This is a genomic window from Paucibacter hankyongi (genome assembly GCF_037482915.1).
In the GTDB taxonomy this organism is placed as follows: Bacteria; Pseudomonadota; Gammaproteobacteria; order Burkholderiales; family Burkholderiaceae_C; genus Paucibacter_A; species Paucibacter_A hankyongi.
Map to the genome: position 1 here is coordinate 395,887 of NZ_JBBHJX010000001.1, position 21,067 is coordinate 416,953.

Sequence of the window (21,067 nt, forward strand, 5' to 3'; positions counted from 1 at the left end):
GCCACACCCAAATGAACAATATGAACTGGCTCGCGGTCTATCCCGAAATCGCTCTCCTGGTCATGGCCTGTATCGTGGCCATGGTGGATCTGTTCGTCACCGATCCCCAGCGTCGCCCCACCTATTGGCTGACCCAACTGACCCTGGCGGTCGTCGGTGCGGTGCACCTCAGCTATTTCAACGACGGCGCGACCGTCTACGCCATGCAAGGCATGGTGGTTGCCGACCCAATGGGTCACCTGCTGGCCTTCTTTGCCTGCGTCGCCACAATCGTCACCCTGGTGTATGCACGCCCCTACGCTGCCTCGCGCGACATGCTGAAGGGTGAGCTGTTCACCCTCAGCCTGTTCTCGCTGCTGGGCATCTTTGTGATGCTGTCGGCCAATAACTTCCTGGTCATTTATCTGGGCCTGGAGTTGATGAGCTTGTCGCTGTACGCCCTGGTGGCATTGCGCCGCGACCATGCCAATTCGACCGAAGCGGCGATGAAGTATTTTGTGCTGGGCGCCTTGGCCAGCGGCTTCTTGCTCTACGGCCTCTCTATGATGTACGGCGCCACCGGCTCCTTGTCGATCCCGCAGGTCTTCAACGTCATCAGCACTGGCGTGCCGAACAAGTCCGTCCTGGTCTTTGGCGTGGTGTTTGTGGTCGCCGGCTTGGCCTTCAAGCTGGGTGCCGCTCCCTTCCATATGTGGGTGCCTGACGTTTACCAAGGCTCGCCTACTGCTGCTACTTTGCTGATCGGCGCTGCGCCCAAGCTGGCTGCTTTTGCCATCACCATCCGCTTGTTGGTGGAAGGCATGATTGGCCTGGCCGTTGACTGGCAACAGATGCTGATTGTGCTGGCTGTGATGTCGCTGCTGGTCGGTAACCTGGCTGCAATTGCACAGACCAATTTGAAGCGCATGTTGGCCTATTCGACCATCGCGCAAATGGGCTTCATGCTCTTGGGCTTGGCTTCCGGCGTGGTCAACAACAACACGCTGTCGGCCGCCAATGCCTACAGCTCGGCGATGTTCTACGTCGTCACCTATGTGATGACCACCTTGGGCTCCTTCGGCATGATCTTGCTGCTCTCGCGTCAAGGGCATGAAGCCGAAGAAATCAAAGACCTCGCGGGCCTGGCTAAGCGCAGCCCTTGGTATGCCGCGGTGATGACCATCTTCATGTTCTCGCTGGCCGGCGTGCCGCCCACCGCGGGCTTCTACGCCAAGCTGTCGGTGCTGCAAGCCTTGGTTTCGACCAATGTGAACTTCTATTTGGCGCTGTCGGTGCTGGCGGTGGTGGTGTCCCTGATCGGCGCCTTCTACTACCTGCGCATCGTCAAGGTGATGTTCTTTGACGAACCCACCGATACCGCACCTCTGGCCGCTCCCAGCGATGTTCGCGTGGTCATGTCTTTGAACGGCGCTGCCGTGCTGTTCTTTGGTTTGTTGCCGGGTGGTCTGATGGCCATGTGCGCTCAAGCCATCGTCAAGACGCTGGCTACCTGAGTCTGTATCTCGACCGATGGATAACCAGACAGCGATCTGGCTGGTTTTGATCGCCGCTGTGGCGGCGGCCAACTGGCCCTACTTGAGTCACCGTATTCTGCTGGTGGGTCCGCTGCGCAGGCCTAAGGCCGCCGGATGGCTTCTGCTTGAACTCGCCTTGCTGGCTTGCTTGACCTTGGCTTTGGGCTTCGCCATTGAAGCGAAGCTGGGGCAGCGGCAGCCGCAGGGTTGGGAGTTTTATGCTGCCGGCCTTTGCTTGTTTATCACCTTGGGCTTCCCAGGCTTCGTCTGGCGTTACCTGCGGCGATCGCGCCATGATGACTGAATCAAGCACAGGGCCGGACGAGACTGATCTCCACTTGCGTGAGCAATGTGTCGAGTCCACACCGGTCTACAGCGGCAGCTTTTTGAAGGTCAAGCGCGATGTGGTGCGCATGCCTGACGGCGCCACCGCAACTCGCGAGTACATCGTCCACCCCGGCGCGGTCATGATCGTGCCTTTGCTGGACGATGGTCGCTTGCTGATGGAACGGCAGTTCCGTTACCCGATGGGCCGAGCCATGCTGGAGTTCCCGGCGGGCAAGCTGGACGCTGGCGAAGCGCCGCTCCTGTGTGCTCAGCGTGAATTGCTGGAAGAGACCGGCTACAGCGCAGCCGAATGGGCCCACGCCGGTGTCTTGCACAACGCCATTGCCTACTCCGATGAGGGCATTGAAATCTTCTTTGCTCGAGGTCTTACTGCCGGCACGCAATCGCTGGACGAGGGTGAGTTCCTCGACATCGTGACCCACAGTGTCGAAGAACTAGATGCCATGGCAGCTAGCGGCGCCATGACCGATGCCAAGACCTTGATTGGCCTGCTCTGGCTGTCGCGCTGGCAGCGCGGTGACTGGGCCTTGGACTGGCAGCCCGCTGTCTGAACCTGCCGCGCGCTTTTCCCCTCCGCATGATTGTTTTGAATTTGGCTTGCAGCCACGACCATTTGTTTGAAGGATGGTTTGGCTCTACCCATGACTTCGAAACTCAGCTGACGCAAGGTCAACTGACTTGCCCGATCTGCGCCGACAAGGACGTGCGTCGCATGCCCACGGCAGCTCGTTTGAATGTGTCCCATCTGCGTGGCTCCGACAAAGCGACAAACGCCCAAACGGCCGTAGCCCAGAACCCCTCTGGCACGGGAGCCACGGGCGGCGCAACACCGATCGCCCGGCACGCGCAAGTGGCGGACGAGCCTCAAACCGCGCCGGCCACGATGGAAGAGGCAACCCTACGCCAGCAAATGCAGGCCATGGTCTTGCACGCCGTGCGCGAAGTGATCGCGAAAACGGAAGACGTCGGCAATCAGTTTGCCGAAGAAGCTCGCCGCATCCATTACGGCGAGGCCGAAGAGCGTGGCATACGCGGTCAGACCAGCGCTGATGAGCTCGAAGCGCTCGCCGACGAAGGCATTGACGTTCTTGCCTTGCCACTTCCCCCCGCACTGAGCGGAACGCTGCAATAGCGTGCAATTCGAGGCTAGGGTAAACACCCAGTCTCTTTCCATTGCCATGACCTCCGGCGCCGGGTGCGATCTGGCTTAAGCTGTCGCGCCGCTCGATCTATTGATCCAAAACAATTTTCGGAGTTCGTCTGATGACGCGTCGTCCTGTCTCGCTGACTGTCTTGTTCGCAACTACCGCCGTATTTGGCGCCTTGGCTTTGAGTTCCTGCGGCAAGCCGGCCTCAAATTCCGAAGCCGGCAAATCAGACAAGGCCGCGGCAGCGGTCCTGCAGATTGCACCCGAAGACATGCTGACCATGAGCATGGGGACCTATGCCTCTGGCCCGGTCATCACCGGCTCCATCCAGCCGGAGAAGCGGGCCGATCTGCGCGCCGAGGTCTCCGCCGTTGTTCTGCAGGTCTTGAAAGAAAACGGTGAGACCGTGCGCGCCGGCGACTTGCTGGTTCGTCTGGACAGCACCTCGATCCGCGACCAATTGGCCTCCGCCGAAGAAGCTGCGCGCGTGGCCGGCCAGTCATTTGAGCAGACCGAGCGCCAGTTCCAACGCCTGAAGACCTTGCAGGCGCAGGGCATGAGCTCTTTGCAGGCGATGGAAGACGCCGAGCAGCGCCGCAATAGCGCTCAAAGTGATCTGGTCGCCGCCAAGGCGCGCATGGTGCAGGCGCGCCAGCAAGTGCAGCGTACCGAGGTGCGGGCACCGTTTGATGGTGTCGTTAGTGAGCGCAAGGTGTCGGCTGGCGATACGGCTCAGATCGGCAAGGAACTGGTCAAGGTCATCGACCCCCGCAGCATGCGTTTCGAGGGCCTGGTGTCTGCGGACCGTATGAGTGAGTTGAAGCCGGGCCAAACGGTCAGTTTCAGCGTCAACGGTCTGGGCGAGAAAGACTTCAGCGGAAAGATTCGCCGTATTGATGCGGCCGCCAACGCCACCACCCGACAGTTGGAAGTGCTGGTCGACTTTGCGGCGGGAAGTGCGCCGAAGGTGGCCGGTCTGTACGCCGAGGGGCGCGTCGAAACCGGTAGCACCAATACCTTGATGTTGGCCGATGCCTCGCTGGTGCGTGCCGGCGATGAAGCCTTTGCCTGGGTGATCCAGGGCGATAGCGTCAAGAAGACCGCGCTCAAACTGGGCGAGCGCGATGCCCGCCGAGGCGAGTTTGTCTTGCTCAGCGGCCTGAAGGTCGGCGACCGGATCCTGCGTAAACCAGGCTCCAATCTGCAAGACGGTCAAAAGCTTCAGTTGGTCCCGTCGCCCAAGGCCAGCGTGCCGGCGGGTGCGGCCAGTGCAGCCTTGAATGCAGCATCCGCCAGCGCGGCCGCCGCAGGGAAGTAAGCCATGTTTCTTTCCGATTTCAGTATCAAAAAACCGATCGCCACGATCGTCATCATCATCTCGCTGATGTGCCTGGGGCTTCTTGCGCTCAAGAAGCTGAAGGTCAATCAGATCCCCGATGTGCAGGAGCCGGTTCTGGTGGTGGGCATTGCCTACCCCGGCGCCTCGCCGGAAACGGTTGAACGCGAGGTGGTCAATCGCATCGAGAAGTCGCTGCAAAGCATCTCGGGCGTAGCGCGGGTTCGTTCCAGCGCCAGCGAAGGTTATGCGCAGATCGTACTGATCTTCAACTTCAACAAAAACCTGATCGAGGCCTCGGATGAGGTTCGTAACGCGATCGATACGGTGCGCTACAAGCTGCCCACCGAGATCCGCGAACCGGTAGTGCAGCGTGAGGACCCGGCGGCCGAGCCCATCATGCAGTTGGCCTTGTCCAGCAGCAAACAAAGCCATGCCGAGATCTCTCGCATTGCCGAGGACCAGTTGGCCGACAAGTTCCGCGGCGTGCCCGGCGTTGCCGTGGTGATGGTCAATGGCTCACTCAAGCGTGAGTTGAGCGTGCTGCTGCATGCGGAAAAACTGCGCGAAAACAATGTCTCGGTGACCGAGGTGGTGGCGGCGCTGCGCAACCAGAACAGCACCGCGCCAGTCGGCAAGGTGCGCGGCACCTTGGAGGATCAAAGCATCCGCTTGATCGGCCGAATTGAATCGCCGGCCGAGTTCCAACAAATTGTCGTGAAGCGCCGGGGCACCGAGTTGGTCCGCCTGTCACAGGTGGCCAGCATCGAAGACGGCTTTGCCGAAATCAACCGCATCAGCCTGCGTAACGGCAACCCCAATGTGGGCATCGCCGTCACGCGCTCGCGCGATGCGTCCACCGTCACGGTGGCCACCAAGATCCGCAAACTGGTCGAGGAAATCAACAAAACCTTGCCAGATGGCGCGAAGTTGGAGGTCACGCAGGACGGCGGCAAAGACGCCCAGAACAGCCTGAACAATGTGATCGAATCCCTGGTGCTGGGTGCCGGTTTGACGATTTTTGTCGTCTATGTGTTCCTGAACTCTTGGCGCTCCACCTTGATCACCGCGCTGTCGCTGCCGACCTCGGTGATTGCCGCCTTTATCGCCGTCTGGCTGTGTGGCTTCACGCTGAATTTCATGAGCCTCTTGGGGCTGTCGCTGGCGATTGGCGTGTTGATCGACGATGCAATCGTCGTGCGCGAAAACATCGTGAGGCATATGGAACGCGGGTCGGACCGCCGCACCGCTGCGCTCAACGGCACGGCTGAAATCGGCTTGGCCGTGGCATCGACCACCTTCGCCATCGTGGCGGTGTTTGTGCCAGTGGCCTTCATGCCCGGCGTGTCGGGCGAGTGGTTCCGGCCTTTTGCCTTGACCGTGGTCGCTTCGGTGATGGTCAGCCTGTTCATCTCCTTCACGCTGGACCCGATGTTGTCGGCTTACTGGGGCGACCCACCAAATCATCACCTGGCGCCGAAGAACGCGTTGGGCCGCATGCTGGAGCGCTTCAACGAATGGTTTGACCATCAAACCGAGCGTTATGGTCATGTGATCGCCTGGGCCCTGCATCACCGCATCTGGATGGCCTTGTTTGCGGTGGCCAGCTTGGTGGGCGCGCTGTTCTTGCAAGGCAAGTTCGGCGGCTCCAGCTTCTTGCCTGTGACCGATGCCGGCATGGTGGCGGTCGAGGTGCGCACACCGGCCAGCAGCAGCCTGGAATACGCCAAGCTGAAGCTGGAGGCTGCCGCGGAGCTGGCGCGTCGAATGCCAGAGACGGTCGCCACCAACACCAATGTCAATATCGGTGGTGGCCGCATTTATGTGGACATCGGCAAGAGCAACAAGCGCAAGCGCTCCGCCACCGAGGTGGCCAATGACTTGCGTGAAAAGGTCAAGGGCCTGGTCGGCGCCGAGTACGCGGTGTCCGATGACTTGAACGGCGGCGGTCGCAAACCGGTGCAGATCCGCTTCACCGGTGCCGATTCGCGTAAGCTCTTGGACATCACCAATGCCTTCATGGCGCAGATGCGCGGCATCAAGGGCGCGGTCGATGTCGGCTTGTCCGAGCAAGACCCGCAGGATGAGTTGCAGATCGAGTTGAATCGCGGTCTGGCCAACTCGTTGGGTATTTCTGTCACCGATGCGGCGCAGGCGCTGCGTGTGGCCTTTGCCGGGGTTGAAGTGGGCGACTGGGTCGACCCCTCCGGCGAGACCCGCGATGTGGCCGTGCGCCTGGCACCCGAGGACCGGGTCAATGCCAGCAATATTGAGCGTTTGCCGATTGCCGTCAGCGGCAGCAATGTGATGGTGCCGCTGGAGCAGATCGCCACCGTCACCATGGGCAAGGGTCCCAGCAAGATCCAGCACGCCGACGGCAAGCGCACCATCGCGGTGGCCGCCAATGTGCAGGGGCGCTCGCCCGGCGAGGTCACTGCCGATGCACTGAAACTGGCCAAGGCCATCAATTTCCCGCCCGGTTACAGCCTGGAACTGGAAGGGGATTCTCGTGAACAAGAGGTCGTCTTCACCGAGATGGCCATCGCCTTGGTGTCCGGTATCGGCCTGATGTATTTGGTTTTGGTGATGCAGTTCGGCTCCTTCACCGCGCCGCTGCCGGTGATGCTGTCCCTGCCTTTGTCTCTCATCGGTGTGGTCTTGGCGCTCTTGATGACCAAGAGCACCTTGAATCTGATGAGCTTTATCGGCGTCATCATGCTGATGGGTCTGGTGGCTAAGAACGCGATTCTGCTGCTGGATGCCGCTCGTCAATTGGAGTCCGAAGGCATGGATCGAGAGGATGCCTTGATGACGGCCGGTCGCAAGCGCCTGCGGCCGATTCTGATGACCACTTTTGCGTTGATTGCCGGCATGCTGCCGGTGGCCATCGGTCTGGGTGAGGGCAGTGAGTTTTACCGCCCGATGGCGGTGGCCATCATCGGCGGCACCATCACCTCGACGATTCTGACGCTGTTGGTGATCCCCACCTTCTACGACAGCATCGAGATCGCCCGTGACCGCATGATCGCCAAGTTCGGCCGTCGTTCAGAGCGTTGGAACGGCTTGCTGGCCTTTGTGATGACCTTTGTAGAGGCGATCTTGACCGTGTTGATGGTCCGGTTTGTCTGGCGGATGTTGCTCAAGGGCCTGAACCTTGCGCGCGGGGTCAAGCCTGTTAAGGCCTCTGTCCAAGGCGCCGACTGAGTGATGAAGCCAGGCCGCTGGCTTTAAAGCAGGCGGCCCGGATTCATCAAGCCCTGGGGATCCAGGGCTTTTTTGATGGCGCGCATCATTTGCAGGGCGACCGGGTCCTTGCGTGCCGCCAGTTCGTCACGCTTGAGTCGCCCGATGCCATGCTCGGCCGAGAAGCTGCCGCCGTGCTCTGCCACCGCGTCGTAAACGATGCGATTGATCGCAGCCTCATGGGCGGCCAGAAACGCCGTGGCCGCTACGCCCTCGGGTGCTTGCACGTTGTAGTGCAGATTGCCATCGCCCAGGTGGCCGAAGTTGACCAGGCGCACGCCGGGTACGGCCCGCCCTAGCGCTGCATCGGCCGCCGCAACAAAAGCGGGAATGGCCGATACCGGCAGCGCGATGTCGTGCTTGATATTGAGTCCTTCCTGCGCCTGCGCGAGTGGAATGGACTCGCGCAAATGCCACAGGCACTGCGACTGCGTTTGGCTCTCGGCCACGACGGCATCGCTGATCACGCCTGCTTCCAGCGCTGCTTCCAGCAACCCTTCAAAAACTCCGCGGGCATGGGCTTCGCTCTCCGAGTCGGACAACTCCAGCAGCACCGTCCAGGGGCACTCGGCCAGTCCTTGCTGCAGCTGAGGGAAGTGTTTGCGCACCAGGCCGAGCGAGAAGGCGTTCATCAACTCAAAGCCGGTCAGCATGGCACCAGCGCGCGCTTGCGCCAGCGACAGCAAATGCAAGGCGCTCTCCAGAGTGGCGCAAGCGGCCAGGGCGGTCATTTGCGCGAGCGGCTGCGGGTAGAGCTTCAGCGTGGCGCCGGTGATCACGCCCAGCGTGCCCTCGCTGCCGATGAAGAGATCGCGCAGGTCATAGCCGGTGTTGTCTTTGCGCAAGCCCGACAGTCCGTTCCAAATCTCTCCGCCGGCCGTCACCACCTCCAGGCCCAGGCACAGTTCACGGGCATTGCCATAACGCAATACTTGCGTGCCACCGGCGTTGGCGGCCAGGTTGCCGCCTATCGTGCAGGAGCCCTCCGAGGCGAGGCTGAGCGGGAACAACAGTCCTTGCTCGGCCACCGCCGCTTGCACTGTTTGCAAGACGCACCCGGCGTCTACCGTCATGGTCAGGTTGGCGGCGTCGATGTGGCGTACGCGGTTCATGCGGCTCAGGCTCAGCAGCAGTTGCTGCCCGCTTTCATCGGGGGTAGAGGCGCCCACCAGACCTGTGTTGCCGCCTTGCGGTACCAGCGCCACACCGTGCGCGCTACATAGCTTGATGACCGCGGCCACTTCCTCGCTATTGGCGGGTCGTGCCACCGCCAGCGCGCGTCCGGCATAGCGGCCGCGCCAATCGCGCTCGTAGGCGCTCAGGTCGCCCGACTCCAGCAAGCCGGCTTCACCGAGCAGACCACGCAAGGCCTGCAGCAGGGCGGCGCTGCCAGTCATGCGCCCTTGGCTGCGGCCAGACGCAATCTGACGTGAAGGGCGCAGGCGCAGAAAATCAACACGCTCAGCAGCACTTCGAGGCCGGCCAGCCAGGCGCTCAGGCCGGCTTCACTGGTGGCGCGAACCGCACCTTCGGCGAAATAGAGCCAGATCATCAGGCTGAGCCAGCGGAAGGTGTAGAGCCGGTAGCGCCACAGCCCCAACATCGGGATCAACAAGGGCAGCGCCTTGATGGCCAGGCTGCCGCGCCCGGTGGGGGCCAGCCACAGCTCCCAGGCCAGGCAGAGTACAAACAGTGCGATCAAGGCGCCAAGCGCCAAGCTGCGAGACAGCGCTTCGCGGCTGCTGGCCTGGGTGCGTAGCGGTGTCTCCGGGAGGGGGGCGGAAGTGGGCGAATTCGAGGAAGGCATAGACATGCTGGCATCATAGCCAGCATGCGCAAACTCTCTTCCGAACAACTGAGACTGAAGGACTGGGCCGGACTGCTGATGTCCACCCTGAATCGCTGGCCTTGGCGCCTGATGGTGCAAAGCCTGCACAGCCGTTTCCGTGAAGGCCGCCTCGGGCTGACGGCCGGTAGCCTGACCTTCACCACACTGATCTCGCTGGTGCCCTTGTTGACGGTGATGCTGGCCTTGTTCACCGCCTTTCCGATCTTCAGCTCCTTTCAAACGGCCTTGGAGCAGTACTTCGTCAAGAGCCTGATCCCGGCAAATATTGCCAAGCCGGTGCTGGGCGCGCTGACACAGTTCGCCTCCAAGGCGAATCGACTCGGCGCGGTGGGCTTGTTTGCCTTAGGTCTATCGGCACTGGCCTTGATGCTGACGATAGACCGCACGCTCAACGCCATCTGGCGCGTGCAAAGGCCGCGCCCCTTTCCTCAGCGCTTGCTGGTCTATTGGGCCACCTTGACGGCGGGCCCGCTGCTGCTGGGCGGCAGCTTGGCGCTGACCAGCTATGCCATCACCACCGGCCATGGCCTGCTGGCCAGTTTGCCTTTCAGTCTGGCGGTGCTGTTCAGCGGCATCGAGTTCATGGTCATGGCGACCGGCGTGGCAGCCTTGTTTCGCTATGTGCCCAACACCGATGTGCGCTGGCGCCATGCGCTGGCCGGCGGCGTTTTCGTGACCTTGGGCTTCAATGTGGCCAAGGGTGTGTTGGCTTGGTACTTCAAGGCGGTGCCGACCTTCTCGACCCTTTATGGCGCTTTTGCCACCGTGCCGATTTTTCTGGTCTGGCTTTACGCCGGCTGGGTGATTGTGTTGCTGGGTGCCTTGCTGGCCGCCAACGCGCCCAGTCTCAGCACCGGCATGTTGCGCAGGCCCGAAGCACCAGGGCTCGGGCTTGAGTTAGCGCTGGGCGTGCTGCGCGAGTTGCGTCTGGCGCAGCAGTTAGGGGAAGGCGGCGTCAGCAGCCTGGCCTTGGCGCGCCGCTTGCGGGTGGACCCCTTGCAGTTGGAACCAGTGCTCGATCAGCTGGGTGATCTGGATCTGCTGGGCCGCTTGGAGGAGGGCGGCGCGCAGCGCCTGGTGCTCTTGGGTGTGCCGGAGCAAACTTCGGCAGCTCCCTTGCTGAACGCCATATTGGCCGAACGCTCGATGAGCCTGGCCCCGCTGTGGCAGCGCAGCAGCTGGGAAAAGCTCAGCGTGGCCGAGCTACTGGGCAATTAAGGGTGTAACACCACCAACAAGGCCACGGCCGGCTCGCTCTCGGGTTTGGACTTGTTGCGAATCGCGTGCGGGCCATCGACCGCATAACGTGCAGTTTCGCCGGCCTGCAAGATTTGGCAGCTGCCACCGGCGCTGACCTCCAGGCTGCCACTGAGCACGCTCAGGTGCTCGCGCGAACCCGGCTCATGGGCGGCCGACTCGAGTACTCCGCCGGGCTGCACCGTCAGCTTATACCACTCGAATTGCCCGGCCAGATCAATTGGGCCCAGGATGCGCAGCTGACACAGGCCGTCCGGGCTGCTCATGCCAGGTATCGAATGGGCGGCCACTTTTTCAATCGCCGGCACCGCGGCGCGCTCGCCGCCCAAGAGTTCGGACATTTCCACCCGCAAGGCATTGGCCAGCCGCCAGACCACGGCGACCGTCGGGTTGGCCTGGTTGCGTTCGATCTGCGAAAGCATCGATTTGCTGACCCCGGCGCGGCGCGACAACTCGTCCAGCGAGAGACCTTGCGCCTGCCGCAAGGCTTGCAAGGTGGCGCCGACCTTGGGTGGCTCGAGACTTTCCAGATTCGGTACGGACATGCTTGACCTTGAAAACGAAATCCCAGATACTGCACAAAAGTTCGGTATATCGAACTGCGTTCAATTTAGTGAATTGTGCACCAGGAGACAGATGATGGCCACCACGCAAGACTTCTACGCCCACCTGAACAGCGAGTTGCAAGGCATTCGTGAGGCGGGCCTGTACAAGAGCGAGCGCGTCATCACCGGTCCGCAAGGCGCCGTGGTTCACACCAATGATGGCCGCGAGGTGATCAATCTGTGCGCCAACAACTACCTGGGTCTGTCTTCGCACCCCAAGGTCATCGAGGCCGCGCACGAAGCCTTGCGCACCCATGGCTACGGACTTTCCTCGGTGCGTTTTATCTGCGGCACGCAAAACCTGCACAAGACGCTGGAACAGCGCTTGGCAAGTTTCCTGGGCACCGAGGACACCATCTTGTATGCGGCCGCCTTTGACGCCAATGGCGGCCTGTTTGAGCCGCTGCTGGGCGAGCAAGACGCCATCATCAGCGACGAGTTGAACCACGCCTCCATCATCGACGGCATCCGCCTGTGCAAGGCCAAGCGCTTCCGCTACAAGCACAACGATATGGCCGATCTGGAGCGCTGCTTGCAGGAGGCCCAAGCGGCCGGCGCACGTTTCACGCTGGTGTTCACCGACGGTGTGTTTTCGATGGACGGCACCATTGCGCAGCTCGACAAGATCCGCGAGATCACCGACCGTTACGGCGCCTTGCTCGGTATCGACGAATGCCATGCCAGTGGCTTCCTCGGCAAGACCGGCCGCGGCACACATGAGTACCGCAATGTCTTCGGCAAGATCGACATCATCACCGGCACGCTGGGCAAGGCCCTGGGCGGCGCCTCAGGTGGTTTCACCAGCGGCCGCAAGGAAGTGATTGAGTTGCTGCGTCAGCGCTCGCGCCCCTATTTGTTCTCCAACACGGTGGCGCCCAGCATCGTTGGCGCCTCGATCGCCGTGCTCGACCTGTTGGAGGCTTCGACTGATCTGCGCGACAAGCTGGAAGCCAACACCGCCTACTTCCGCGAAGCCATCCAGGCCGCTGGCTTCGAGATCAAGCCCGGTACGCATTCGATCGTGCCGATCATGGTTTACGACGCGGTGATGGCGCAAAAACTCAGCGCGCGCATTCTGGAGCTGGGCATTTACGCGGTGGGTTTTTTCTTCCCCGTGGTGCCCAAGGGCCAGGCGCGCATCCGCGTGCAGGTCTCGGCCGGTCACGAGCGTGAACATCTGGAGAAGGCCGTCGCCGCTTTTGCCCAGGCCGGCCGTGAACTGGGCCTGATCAAGAGCGCCTGAAGTCGTCGCCTTACCCGCACACCCTCTAAGAGCAAGCAGCATGAGCAGCAGCACCAAGATCCTCATCATCGGCGCCAATGGCCAAATCGGCTCCGAACTGGCCCAAGAACTGGCCCAGCGGCATGGCATGGCCAATGTCATCACCAGCGACCTGGCGCCCGAGGGCCGCGTGCCCGAGCTCACGCACGAAATGCTGGACGTGACCGACGCGGCGGCTCTGGCCACCGTGGTCAAACGTCACGCCATCACGCAGATCTATCACCTGGCGGCGGCTTTGTCGGCCACCGGTGAGAAGCACCCGATGTGGGCCTGGGATCTGAATATGAAGGGCCTGCTCAATGTGCTGGAGCTGGCGCGTACGCAAAAGCTTGACCGCATCTTCTGGCCCAGCTCGATTGCCGCTTTCGGCCCGAGCACCCCGGCGTTGGACACGCCGCAAACCACGGTGATGGACCCGACCACGGTCTACGGCATCTCCAAGCTGGCCGGTGAACGCTGGTGTGCCTGGTATCACAAAAACCATGGCGTCGATGTGCGCAGCCTGCGCTATCCGGGGCTGATCAGCTACAAGACGCCGCCCGGCGGCGGCACGACTGACTATGCGATCGAGATTTTCCACTCGGCGCTGAAGACCGGCTGCTACAGCTGCTTCCTGGAAGAGGGGCAGGGCTTGCCCATGATGTATATGCCTGACGCACTGCGCGCCACCATCGAGTTGATGGAAGCGCCCGCGGAGTCGATCAAGCAGCGTGGCAGCTACAACCTGGCCGGTGTCAGCTTCACGCCCGCCGAGATTGCCGCTGAAATTGAGCGTCAGCTGCCTGGCTTTGAGATCGACTACGCGCCGGACTTCCGCCAAGCGATTGCCGCCAGCTGGCCGCAGCGCATTGATGACAGCGCCGCTGTGAAGGATTGGGGCTGGCAGCTGAAGTACGACCTGCGGGCGATGGTCAGCGATATGCTGAAAGAGTTGCGCCCAATGTTGGGCATCGCATCCTAAGTCGAGCCACAACACGCGGGTCAACAAGGCCTTTTAAATCGCTTGCCAGTCGGCGCGGCGCTGCTAAGCTAGGCCGCATGCGAGTACATCTGCTTTCGCCCTTGTTGGCCTTGGTGCTGGGTGCACCAAGCTCGGCCGATCCAGCGCCAGCGGGCGCTGCTGCCACGATTGCGGCGGCGCCATCGGCGCCTCAGCCGGCGAGTGAAGTGGACTCGACCGACCCGGTGGCTAATTTTTTAAAGCCTCCCGTCAAGGCCCTGTTGACGGTCTTGGATCCCGAGATGCCGCATGCCGAGTTGGTTGACTCGGACTTCCGGTATCTGCTCGGCGTGGCCACTCAGTATGGGCCGAACTACTGGGGTTCCAAGAAGTACGACACCTCGATCAAACCGATGTGGGCTCTGCGCTGGGGCAAGTGGCGCATCTCCACCTCCGGCGGCGCTTCGCTGATGGGCTTCGGCCATGCCGCACTTGGCCCGGGGGCGGGCGCAAGCCGAGACCTCTACAACAGTGATAGCTTCCGGTTTGGCGTCAGCCTGCGCCTTGATGGCGGGCGCAAGGTCAGCGATGAGGGTGTCACCGCCGGTCTGCCCGAGGTGCGCAGCACCTTGCGGGGGCGTTTGTATGGCGCCTACACCTTGGCGCCCGAGTGGCATCTCTCCGGAGCCTTGGGCCAAGACTTGGCCGGGCGGGGTGGTGGCCTGGTCGGCAACCTGGATCTGAGCCACAGCTTCTATCGCAACAGCCGCTCCGAGTTGCTGGCCGGCTTGAGTCTGGGCGGCGGCGATGCCCGCTATATGGACAGTTACTTCGGCGTGCCTGAAGGCAGCGCCGCCGCGACTCGTCTTGGTCGCAGCTACCGCGCCAATGCCGGTTTGCGGGAGCTGAGCTTGAATGCCGGCTACACCTATGCCTTCAGCCAGCATTGGCTGGGCTTTGCCAGCGCCGGCTTCAGCCGCTTGCTGGGGCCGGCGGCGAGCAGCCCCATCATCGAGCAGACCCAAGGCTATAGCCTGGGCCTGAGCCTGGGTTATCGCAACTGATCAGGCCGACGGTGTGCTCAGCGCCCGGCGCAGGGCTTGCAGCATCAGGTCCGGTTGCTCGGCCATCAGTGAATGGCCGGCCGGCAGCAGCGTGGTCCGCGCCTTAAGGGCCTCGGCCAACTGACGACTTTGTTTGGGCGAGGTCATTTGATCGCGTTCGCCGAGGATGAAGTCACAAGGACAACTGACCCGCGCCGCTGCCTCCAAGCCGCCGGCATAGGCGTCGCAGAGGCGGAAATCATGGGCGAACAAATTGCTGGCGGTCTGGCCGGCTTGGATGCGCCGCTTCAGGGCCAGTTCACCCCCCTGCAGCCAAGCCCCCGGGCCGGGGTAGGAGGGCTTTGCCGCCAGGGTCGAGAAGGAAAAGGTGTTGACCATGCGGATCGCCTTCAATGGCTGCTCGGCGGCGGTGTTCAACAAGGCCTCACTTACCTTCATTGGGTAGGCCGTGCCGAGCATGGCCAGATGTCTGGCGCGTGCCGCTTGTTGGGCAGCCGCCTCCAGCGCGATCAGTGAACCCATGCTGTGGCCGACCAGGGCGGCGCTCTGCACACCGGCAGCGTCGAGCACTTGCCAGACCCAGTCGCCCAGCGACTCCACGCTGGCCAACGGCTCGCCGCCACTGCGGCCATGGCCAGGCAGGTCCAGAGCCAACACCGCATGGCCATGATGGGCGAACCAGCGCGCAAGCAAGGTCCAGACGCTGTGGTCGTTCAGCGCGCCGTGAATGAAAACGACGGCGGGCAGGCTGGGGTCCAGCGGCCGCCCGCCGGTGTAGGCATAGGCCTCGTGGCCGTTGACGATCCATTTCATTGTGAGGGCTCCCTGTGCTTATTTGGCTGCGGCCTTGAGGGCGCGCTTCAGGTCATCGATCAGATCGTCCGCGTCCTCCAAGCCGATCGACAGGCGTATCGTGCCGGGGGCGATGCCGGCCAGGCTCAGCGCCGCGTCATCCATGCGGCTATGCGTGGTGGATGCGGGGTGAATCACCAGCGAGCGACAGTCACCGACATTGGCCAGGTGCGAGAAGATTTTCAGCGTTTCGATGAAGACGCGGCCTTGCGCTCTTGAACCCTTCAGGTCAAAGCTGAACACCGAACCACAGCCGCGCGGCAACAAGCGTTGCGCCAGTGCATGGTTGGGGTGGCTGTTCAGGCCGGGATAGCCCACCCGCTCAACTTGGGGTTGGGCGGCTAGAAATTCAGCGATCTTCTGCGCGTTCTGCACATGGCGCTGCATGCGCAGCGACAGGGTTTCGATGCCCTGCAGGATCAGCCAAGCGGTGTGCGGGCTCATGCAGGCGCCAAAGTCGCGCAAGCCTTCGCGGCGGGCGCGCAGCAAAAAGGCACCGACGGTGCTCTCCTCTGCAAACACCATGTCGTGGAAGCCGGCATAGGGCTCGCACAACTCCGGGAACAGGCCATGCCGGTCATGCGCGGCCTGCCAGTCAAAGCTGCCGCTGTCGGCCAGCACGCCGCCGACCACCGTGCCGTGGCCCGACAAGAACTTGGTCGCCGAGTGATAGACCAGATCGGCGCCATGTTCGAAGGGGCGCATCAGATAGGGTGTCGTCAGCGTCGAGTCGACCAGCAAGGGCAGGGCGGCCTCATGGGCGATGCTGGCCACGCTGGGGATGTCCAGCACATCGAGGCCCGGGTTGCCCAAGGTTTCACCGAACAGCAGCTTGGTGTTGGGTCGGATCGCGGCGCGCCAAGCGTCCAGATCACCGGGGCGCACAAACGAGGTTTCGATGCCGAAGCGGGCTAGCGTGTAGTGCAGCAAATTGTGCGAGCCGCCGTAGAGCGCGCCACTGGCCACGATGTGGGACCCGGCGCCGGCCAGCGTAGTGATGGCCAGGTGCAGGGCGGCCTGGCCGCTGGCGGTCGCGATGGCGCCGACGCCACCTTCCAGCGCGGCAACCCGTTCCTCGAACACTGCGGTGGTCGGGTTGGACAGGCGTGAGTAGACATGGCCGGCGCGTTCCATATTGAACAGCGAGGCGGCGTGCTCGGCGTTTTCGAACACAAACGAGGTGCTCAGATGCAGCGGGGTGACACGCGCCCCGGTCGTGGGGTCGGGGGCGGCGCCGGCGTGTAGCGCCAAGGTGTCAAAAGCAGGGTCGGCGTAGCCGGACATGGTGTCTCCCAGATGTTTGATGCGGGGATTGTGTGCTATGTTTCTTCCCAGTTACCAACCCGGCAGCGGAGCAGCCCAATCTGCCCTTTTTTGCCTAGCGTTTGAGGAGAAAAACATGAAGGTCGTCGATATTCTGCGGGTCAAGGGCGGCACGCTGTTCACGGTCACTCCGGACGAGCCGCTGTCGGTGGCCGTGACGACGATGGCCGAGCGCGACATCGGCTCCTTGGTGGTGATGACGCATGGTGACTTGGTCGGCATGCTGACCTTCCGCGAAGTGATCGCGGCAATCGTACGCAATGGCGGCTCGGTGGGCACCATGCTGGTCCGCACGGTGATGGACGACCACCCGCTGACCTGCACGCCCGAGACCGAGATCGACGAGGTGCGCCGCATGATGCTGGGTCGCCACGCGCGCTATATGCCGGTGTTGGACGGCAAGACGCTGATGGGCGTGATCTCCTTCTATGACGTGGCCAAGGCGGTGGTTGACGGGCAGGACTTCGAAAACCGCATGCTCAAGGCCTATATCCGCGACTGGCCGCTTGAGGACAATCCCGAGTCGGCCGGTGAACCCAAGCTCTGAACGGAGCCGAGATCTGGCTTGTGTAAAGCGGTCTTCGGGCCGCTTTTTTTATGCCCGCTCAGGGTTGACCATGAGTGGCCGATAGAATCGCTCGGCCCCTTCAGCAACCCAGGTTCCCCATGTCAGGCAGCACTTTCGGCGAATTGTTCCGTGTCACCAATTTTGGCGAGAGCCACGGACCCGCGATCGGCTGCGTGATCGATGGCTGCCCACCCGGCCTGAGTCTGAGCGAAGCCGACATTCAGCCCGAGCTGGACCGGCGCCGCCCCGGCACCTCGCGCCACGTGACCCAGCGCAACGAACCCGACACGGTGGAGATCCTCTCCGGCGTTTACGAGGGCTTCACCACCGGTACGCCGATTTGCCTGCTGATCAAAAACACCGATCAACGCAGCAAGGACTACGGCAATATCCTCGACACCTTCCGCCCTGGGCATGCCGACTACGCCTACTGGCGCAAATATGGCCTGCGTGATCCGCGCGGCGGTGGCCGCAGTTCGGCCCGCTTGACGGCACCCATGGTCGGCGCCGGCGCAGTGGCGCGCAAATGGCTGAAGGAAAAGTTTGGTACCGAGTTTCGCGGCTGCATGACGCAGCTGGGCGAGATCGAGATTCCCTTCGAGGGCTGGCAGCATGTGCCGAACAACCCTTTCTTCGCGGCGAACAGCAGCAAGATCGCCGAGTTGGAAAGCTATATGGACGCGCTGCGCAAGTCCGGCGACTCGGTCGGTGCGCGCATCCGTGTCGAAGCCACCGGTGTGCCGGTCGGTCTGGGCGAACCTTTGTTCGACAAGCTCGATGCCGACATCGCCTATGCCCTGATGGGCATCAACGCGGTCAAGGGCGTCGAGATCGGCGCCGGATTTGGCGTCGTGGCCCAGCGCGGCAGCGAGCATGGGGACGAGCTGACGCCGCTCGGCTTCGCCTCCAACAACGCGGGCGGCATGTTGGGCGGTATTTCCACCGGCCAAGACATCGTCGCCTCCATCGCCATCAAGCCGACCAGCTCCATCCGCAGCCCCAAAGCTTCGATCAACCGAGCTGGCGAGGTGGCCAGCGTGGAAACCTTTGGCCGTCACGACCCCTGCGTCGGCATTCGCGCCACCCCAATCGCCGAGGCCATGCTGGCCCTGGTGTTGATGGACCACGCCTTGCGTCACCGCGCGCAATGTGGCGATGTGGCGCTGCCCATCGGCGCCATCGCAGGCTCCGCTCCCTGAACTGAATGGCCGAGGGCGCCGCCTCCAGGCGCACGCTGCTGGCCTGCAGTGCGCTGTCCTGCGCCTACTTTGCGGCCATTGGCGGCTTCAATCCCTACTCGCCGCTCTGGTATAAGGAACTCGGCCTGCCGGTGGTGGCCATCGGCTTCCTGGTCTCGCTGGCCAGTTGGACGCGCTTGTTTGCCCCCTATGCCTGGGGGGCGCTGGCCGATCGCACGGGGCAGCGTATCAAGATCATCCGCTTTGCGGCGCTGACGAGTTTTCTGGCGGCCCTGGGCTTTTTGCTGCCGCCGCCCTGGCAGACGGTCAGTACCTTGGCCATCTCGACCTTTTTGATGTTCAGCTTCAACGCGGCCATCGTGCCGCTGACCGAGACGCTGATCGCCGCGCAGCTGATGACGCCGGAAGGCGGCATGGACGCGCGCCGTTATGGTCAGGTGCGGGTCTGGGGCTCGGTGGGCTTTTTGGCCACGGTCTTGTTGGCCGGCTGGTGGTTTGAACATTTCGGCATGAAGGCCTTTGCCGTCACCATCCTGGTCTTGTTGGCCGCGGTGGTGCTGATGGCTTGGCGGCTGCCGCCGCAACCGGAACGCGCGGCGCATGCGCACGCACCGGCGCCGCCGGTGGCCGAGGTCTTGCGCCGGCCCGAGGTGCGCTGGTTTTTCGCCGGGGTGTTCTTGACCGTGCTGGCCCACACCGCGCTCTACACCTTCTTCAGCCTCTACCTGGATTCGCTCGGTTATGGCAAGCAGATTGTCGGGCTGCTCTGGGCGGCTTCGGTGGTGGTGGAGATCGCCTGGTTCTCCTTGCAAGGTCGCATGATGGAGCGCGGCAGTCTGCACCATTGGCTGATTGCCGCGGCGCTGCTGACGGCCTTGCGCTTTGGCTTGACCGGCGCCTTTGCCGGCAGTCTGGCGGTGTTGGTGCTGGCGCAATGCCTGCACGCCATCACCTTTGCCGCCCAGCACACCGCTTGCATTGCGCTCGTGACGCGCTACTTCCCCGGCCCTTTGCGCGGCCGAGGTCAGGCGCTCTATTCGGTGCTGGGCTATGGCTGTTCGGGCGTGCTCGGCAGTGTCGCCGGCGCTTGGCTGGTGTCGCATACCGGCTATGCCACCGTTTTCGGGGCCGCTGCCTTGGCCGCCTTGGCCAGCGCGCTGTGCTGCTGGCGCAGCCTGGTCTGGGATCGCCGCCGCGCCGGCTAGAGCCTCCGATCGCTGCCGGGAGCAAGTCGTGCCCCGGAATCTGCAGTTCATCCCTGTTGCTCTCGCGGCAGTGGGTGGCCATCCCTACACTGCGGCCACTTTCAGCTAGACATGTCAATGGGGGACTCCATGCGTAAGCAGTGGCTAATCGGCGGTATCGCCGCAGCGCTTTTGGCCGGTGGTGCCGGTGTCACGTTGTTAGGCAGCAGCAAGGCCAACCAAGCGGCAGCGCCCAGAGCAGCCGCTGCGAGCAAAAAGGGCGGCGACGAAAAACCCGCCGTCGCGCTCGAGTTCGTGCCCAGCGAGGTGGTCAAGCCGACCCTCACCAGCATGCCGGCGCAAATCGAGTTTTCCGGCCCCTTGGTGGCCCCCGGCACGGTGATCGTGCGCGCCAAATCGACCGGCACGCTCTTGAATCTCAGCGTGGCCGAAGGCAGTCGCGTCAAGGCTGGACAAGGTCTGGGCCAACTGGACCTGGAAGAGCTGCGCTACCGCATCGCCGAACGCAACGCGAGCTTGGAATCGGCTCGCGCCCAGTTTGATCAGGCCGAACGCCAGTTCAAGGCCAACCAAGGCCTGGCCGACCAGAAATTCATCGCCTCGACCGCGCTCGATACCTCACGCGCCAGCCTCGAGGCCGCCCGTGCCCAGGTTTCCGCCGCCAAGGCGCAGCTGGACACCGCACAGGTGACCTTGCGTCAGGCCGCGCTGGTGGCGCCCATCAATGGCGTGGTCAGCAAGCGTCACGCCTTGCCGGGCGAAAAGCTGGCCCCGGAGCAACAAATCCTCAGCATCGTGGATCTGAGCCGCTTGGAATTGGCCGGGCTGGTGGCTACCCATGAGGTCAGCCGCTTGAAGCCCGGCATGCCGGTGCAGGTCAAGGTCGAGGGTAGCGACCGACCGGTCGAAGCGCGCATCAGCCGCATCGCTCCGTCCGCTGAACCCGGCACGCGCTCGATCGGCGTGACGCTGGAATTGGCCAATCCGAAGGAAGAGTTCCGCGCCGGCCAGTACGCGGTGGCACGTGTGGAGTTGCCCGATGACGCGCAGCGCCTGACGGTGCCGCAATCGGCTGTCAGCAGCAATGCCGGGCAGGAGCAGGTCTGGATGATCGAAAACGGCGCCTTGCTGCGCCGCATCGTCACCACCGGTCGCAGCGATGCTCGTGAAGGTCGGGTTGAGGTGCTGCAGGGGCTGAGCCCCAGTGCGCAGGTGCTGGCCGCGCGTTTTGACAATCTGCGCGAGGGCGCCAAGGCCTCCGTGGTGCCCGTCAAGACCAAGCTGGCGGCGAGTTCGGCACAAGCCGCTTCGGCCCCCGCGCTGAACTGAGGATC

Annotated in this window: 19 protein-coding genes; 14 read left to right on the forward strand and 5 right to left on the reverse strand. The window is 62.9% G+C overall.

Features of this window, described 5'->3' with window-relative positions; all coding sequences use genetic code 11:
• The first annotated feature begins 11 nt into the window (after window positions 1-11).
• From nuoN to WG899_RS01825, 6 genes are all read left to right on the forward strand, one after another.
• Window positions 12-1,493, forward strand: coding sequence for an NADH-quinone oxidoreductase subunit NuoN (gene nuoN, locus WG899_RS01800; protein ID WP_339593903.1), 1,482 nt, complete (start codon window positions 12-14; stop codon window positions 1,491-1,493).
• 16 nt (window positions 1,494-1,509) lie between these two features.
• The gene (locus WG899_RS01805; protein ID WP_339593904.1) at window positions 1,510-1,818 is read left to right on the forward strand and encodes a DUF2818 family protein; all 309 of its coding nucleotides are present in this window, start codon (window positions 1,510-1,512) and stop codon (window positions 1,816-1,818) included.
• Window positions 1,811-2,413 carry an NUDIX domain-containing protein gene (locus tag WG899_RS01810; protein ID WP_339594214.1) on the forward strand — a complete coding sequence of 201 codons (603 nt, stop codon included), beginning with the start codon at window positions 1,811-1,813 and terminating at the stop codon, window positions 2,411-2,413. The genes WG899_RS01805 and WG899_RS01810 overlap by 8 nt, the downstream gene beginning before the upstream one ends.
• Before the next feature lie 26 nt (window positions 2,414-2,439).
• On the forward strand, window positions 2,440-2,994 hold the full coding sequence (locus tag WG899_RS01815) for a DUF1178 family protein (protein WP_339593905.1): 555 nt from the start codon (window positions 2,440-2,442) through the stop codon (window positions 2,992-2,994).
• A 131-nt stretch (window positions 2,995-3,125) separates the two neighbouring features.
• Window positions 3,126-4,328, forward strand: coding sequence for an efflux RND transporter periplasmic adaptor subunit (locus tag WG899_RS01820; protein ID WP_339593906.1), 1,203 nt, complete (start codon window positions 3,126-3,128; stop codon window positions 4,326-4,328).
• 3 nt (window positions 4,329-4,331) lie between these two features.
• Complete coding sequence (locus WG899_RS01825) at window positions 4,332-7,550, forward strand: efflux RND transporter permease subunit (protein WP_339593907.1); 3,219 nt, start codon at window positions 4,332-4,334, stop codon at window positions 7,548-7,550.
• Between the two features lie 23 nt (window positions 7,551-7,573).
• Here WG899_RS01825 and WG899_RS01830 read toward each other — a convergent pair whose 3' ends face one another.
• Window positions 7,574-8,986: an FAD-binding oxidoreductase gene (locus tag WG899_RS01830; protein WP_339593908.1), complete on the reverse strand. Its 1,413-nt coding sequence runs from the start codon at window positions 8,984-8,986 to the stop codon at window positions 7,574-7,576.
• On the reverse strand, window positions 8,983-9,396 hold the full coding sequence (locus WG899_RS01835) for a DUF2069 domain-containing protein (protein WP_339594215.1): 414 nt from the start codon (window positions 9,394-9,396) through the stop codon (window positions 8,983-8,985). Before WG899_RS01835 ends, WG899_RS01830 begins: the two co-directional genes overlap by 4 nt.
• Before the next feature lie 24 nt (window positions 9,397-9,420).
• On the opposite strand from WG899_RS01835, the gene WG899_RS01840 reads away from it, so the two are divergent.
• Window positions 9,421-10,656 carry a YihY family inner membrane protein gene (locus WG899_RS01840; RefSeq protein WP_339593909.1) on the forward strand — a complete coding sequence of 412 codons (1,236 nt, stop codon included), beginning with the start codon at window positions 9,421-9,423 and terminating at the stop codon, window positions 10,654-10,656.
• Here the strand turns inward: WG899_RS01840 and WG899_RS01845 are convergent.
• Window positions 10,653-11,240, reverse strand: a complete 588-nt coding sequence (locus WG899_RS01845) for a helix-turn-helix domain-containing protein (RefSeq protein WP_339593910.1) — start codon at window positions 11,238-11,240, stop codon at window positions 10,653-10,655. The two genes, WG899_RS01840 and WG899_RS01845, sit on opposite strands and share 4 nt — an antisense overlap.
• A 94-nt stretch (window positions 11,241-11,334) precedes the next feature.
• Here WG899_RS01845 and kbl point away from each other — a divergent pair, with 94 nt between their 5' ends.
• From kbl to WG899_RS01860, 3 genes are all read left to right on the forward strand, one after another.
• Complete coding sequence (gene kbl / locus WG899_RS01850; protein ID WP_339593911.1) at window positions 11,335-12,543, forward strand: glycine C-acetyltransferase; 1,209 nt, start codon at window positions 11,335-11,337, stop codon at window positions 12,541-12,543.
• Between the two features lie 40 nt (window positions 12,544-12,583).
• A complete protein-coding gene (locus tag WG899_RS01855; RefSeq protein ID WP_339593912.1) occupies window positions 12,584-13,543 on the forward strand; it encodes an NAD-dependent epimerase/dehydratase family protein in 960 nt (319 codons plus the stop codon).
• Window positions 13,544-13,620: 77 nt separating this feature from the next.
• Entirely contained in the window at window positions 13,621-14,586 is a 966-nt protein-coding gene (locus WG899_RS01860) for a MipA/OmpV family protein (RefSeq protein ID WP_339593913.1), read from the forward strand.
• On the opposite strand, the gene WG899_RS01865 is transcribed toward WG899_RS01860, so the two are convergent.
• A complete protein-coding gene (locus tag WG899_RS01865; protein ID WP_339593914.1) occupies window positions 14,587-15,399 on the reverse strand; it encodes an alpha/beta fold hydrolase in 813 nt (270 codons plus the stop codon). It abuts the gene before it with no gap.
• A gap of 18 nt (window positions 15,400-15,417) precedes the next feature.
• A complete protein-coding gene (locus tag WG899_RS01870; RefSeq protein ID WP_339593915.1) occupies window positions 15,418-16,722 on the reverse strand; it encodes an O-acetylhomoserine aminocarboxypropyltransferase in 1,305 nt (434 codons plus the stop codon).
• Window positions 16,723-16,837: 115 nt separating this feature from the next.
• Between WG899_RS01870 and WG899_RS01875 the strand changes: the two genes are divergently transcribed.
• The 4 genes from WG899_RS01875 (at window position 16,838) to WG899_RS01890 (ending at window position 21,062) form a co-directional block, all read left to right on the forward strand.
• Window positions 16,838-17,308, forward strand: coding sequence for a CBS domain-containing protein (locus WG899_RS01875; protein ID WP_339593916.1), 471 nt, complete (start codon window positions 16,838-16,840; stop codon window positions 17,306-17,308).
• 119 nt (window positions 17,309-17,427) lie between these two features.
• On the forward strand, window positions 17,428-18,528 hold the full coding sequence (gene aroC, locus WG899_RS01880; RefSeq protein ID WP_339593917.1) for a chorismate synthase: 1,101 nt from the start codon (window positions 17,428-17,430) through the stop codon (window positions 18,526-18,528).
• Between the two features lie 5 nt (window positions 18,529-18,533).
• The gene (locus WG899_RS01885) at window positions 18,534-19,733 is read left to right on the forward strand and encodes an MFS transporter (RefSeq protein ID WP_339593918.1); all 1,200 of its coding nucleotides are present in this window, start codon (window positions 18,534-18,536) and stop codon (window positions 19,731-19,733) included.
• Window positions 19,734-19,862: 129 nt separating this feature from the next.
• Entirely contained in the window at window positions 19,863-21,062 is a 1,200-nt protein-coding gene (locus tag WG899_RS01890; RefSeq protein ID WP_339593919.1) for an efflux RND transporter periplasmic adaptor subunit, read from the forward strand.
• Window positions 21,063-21,067: the final 5 nt, after the last annotated feature.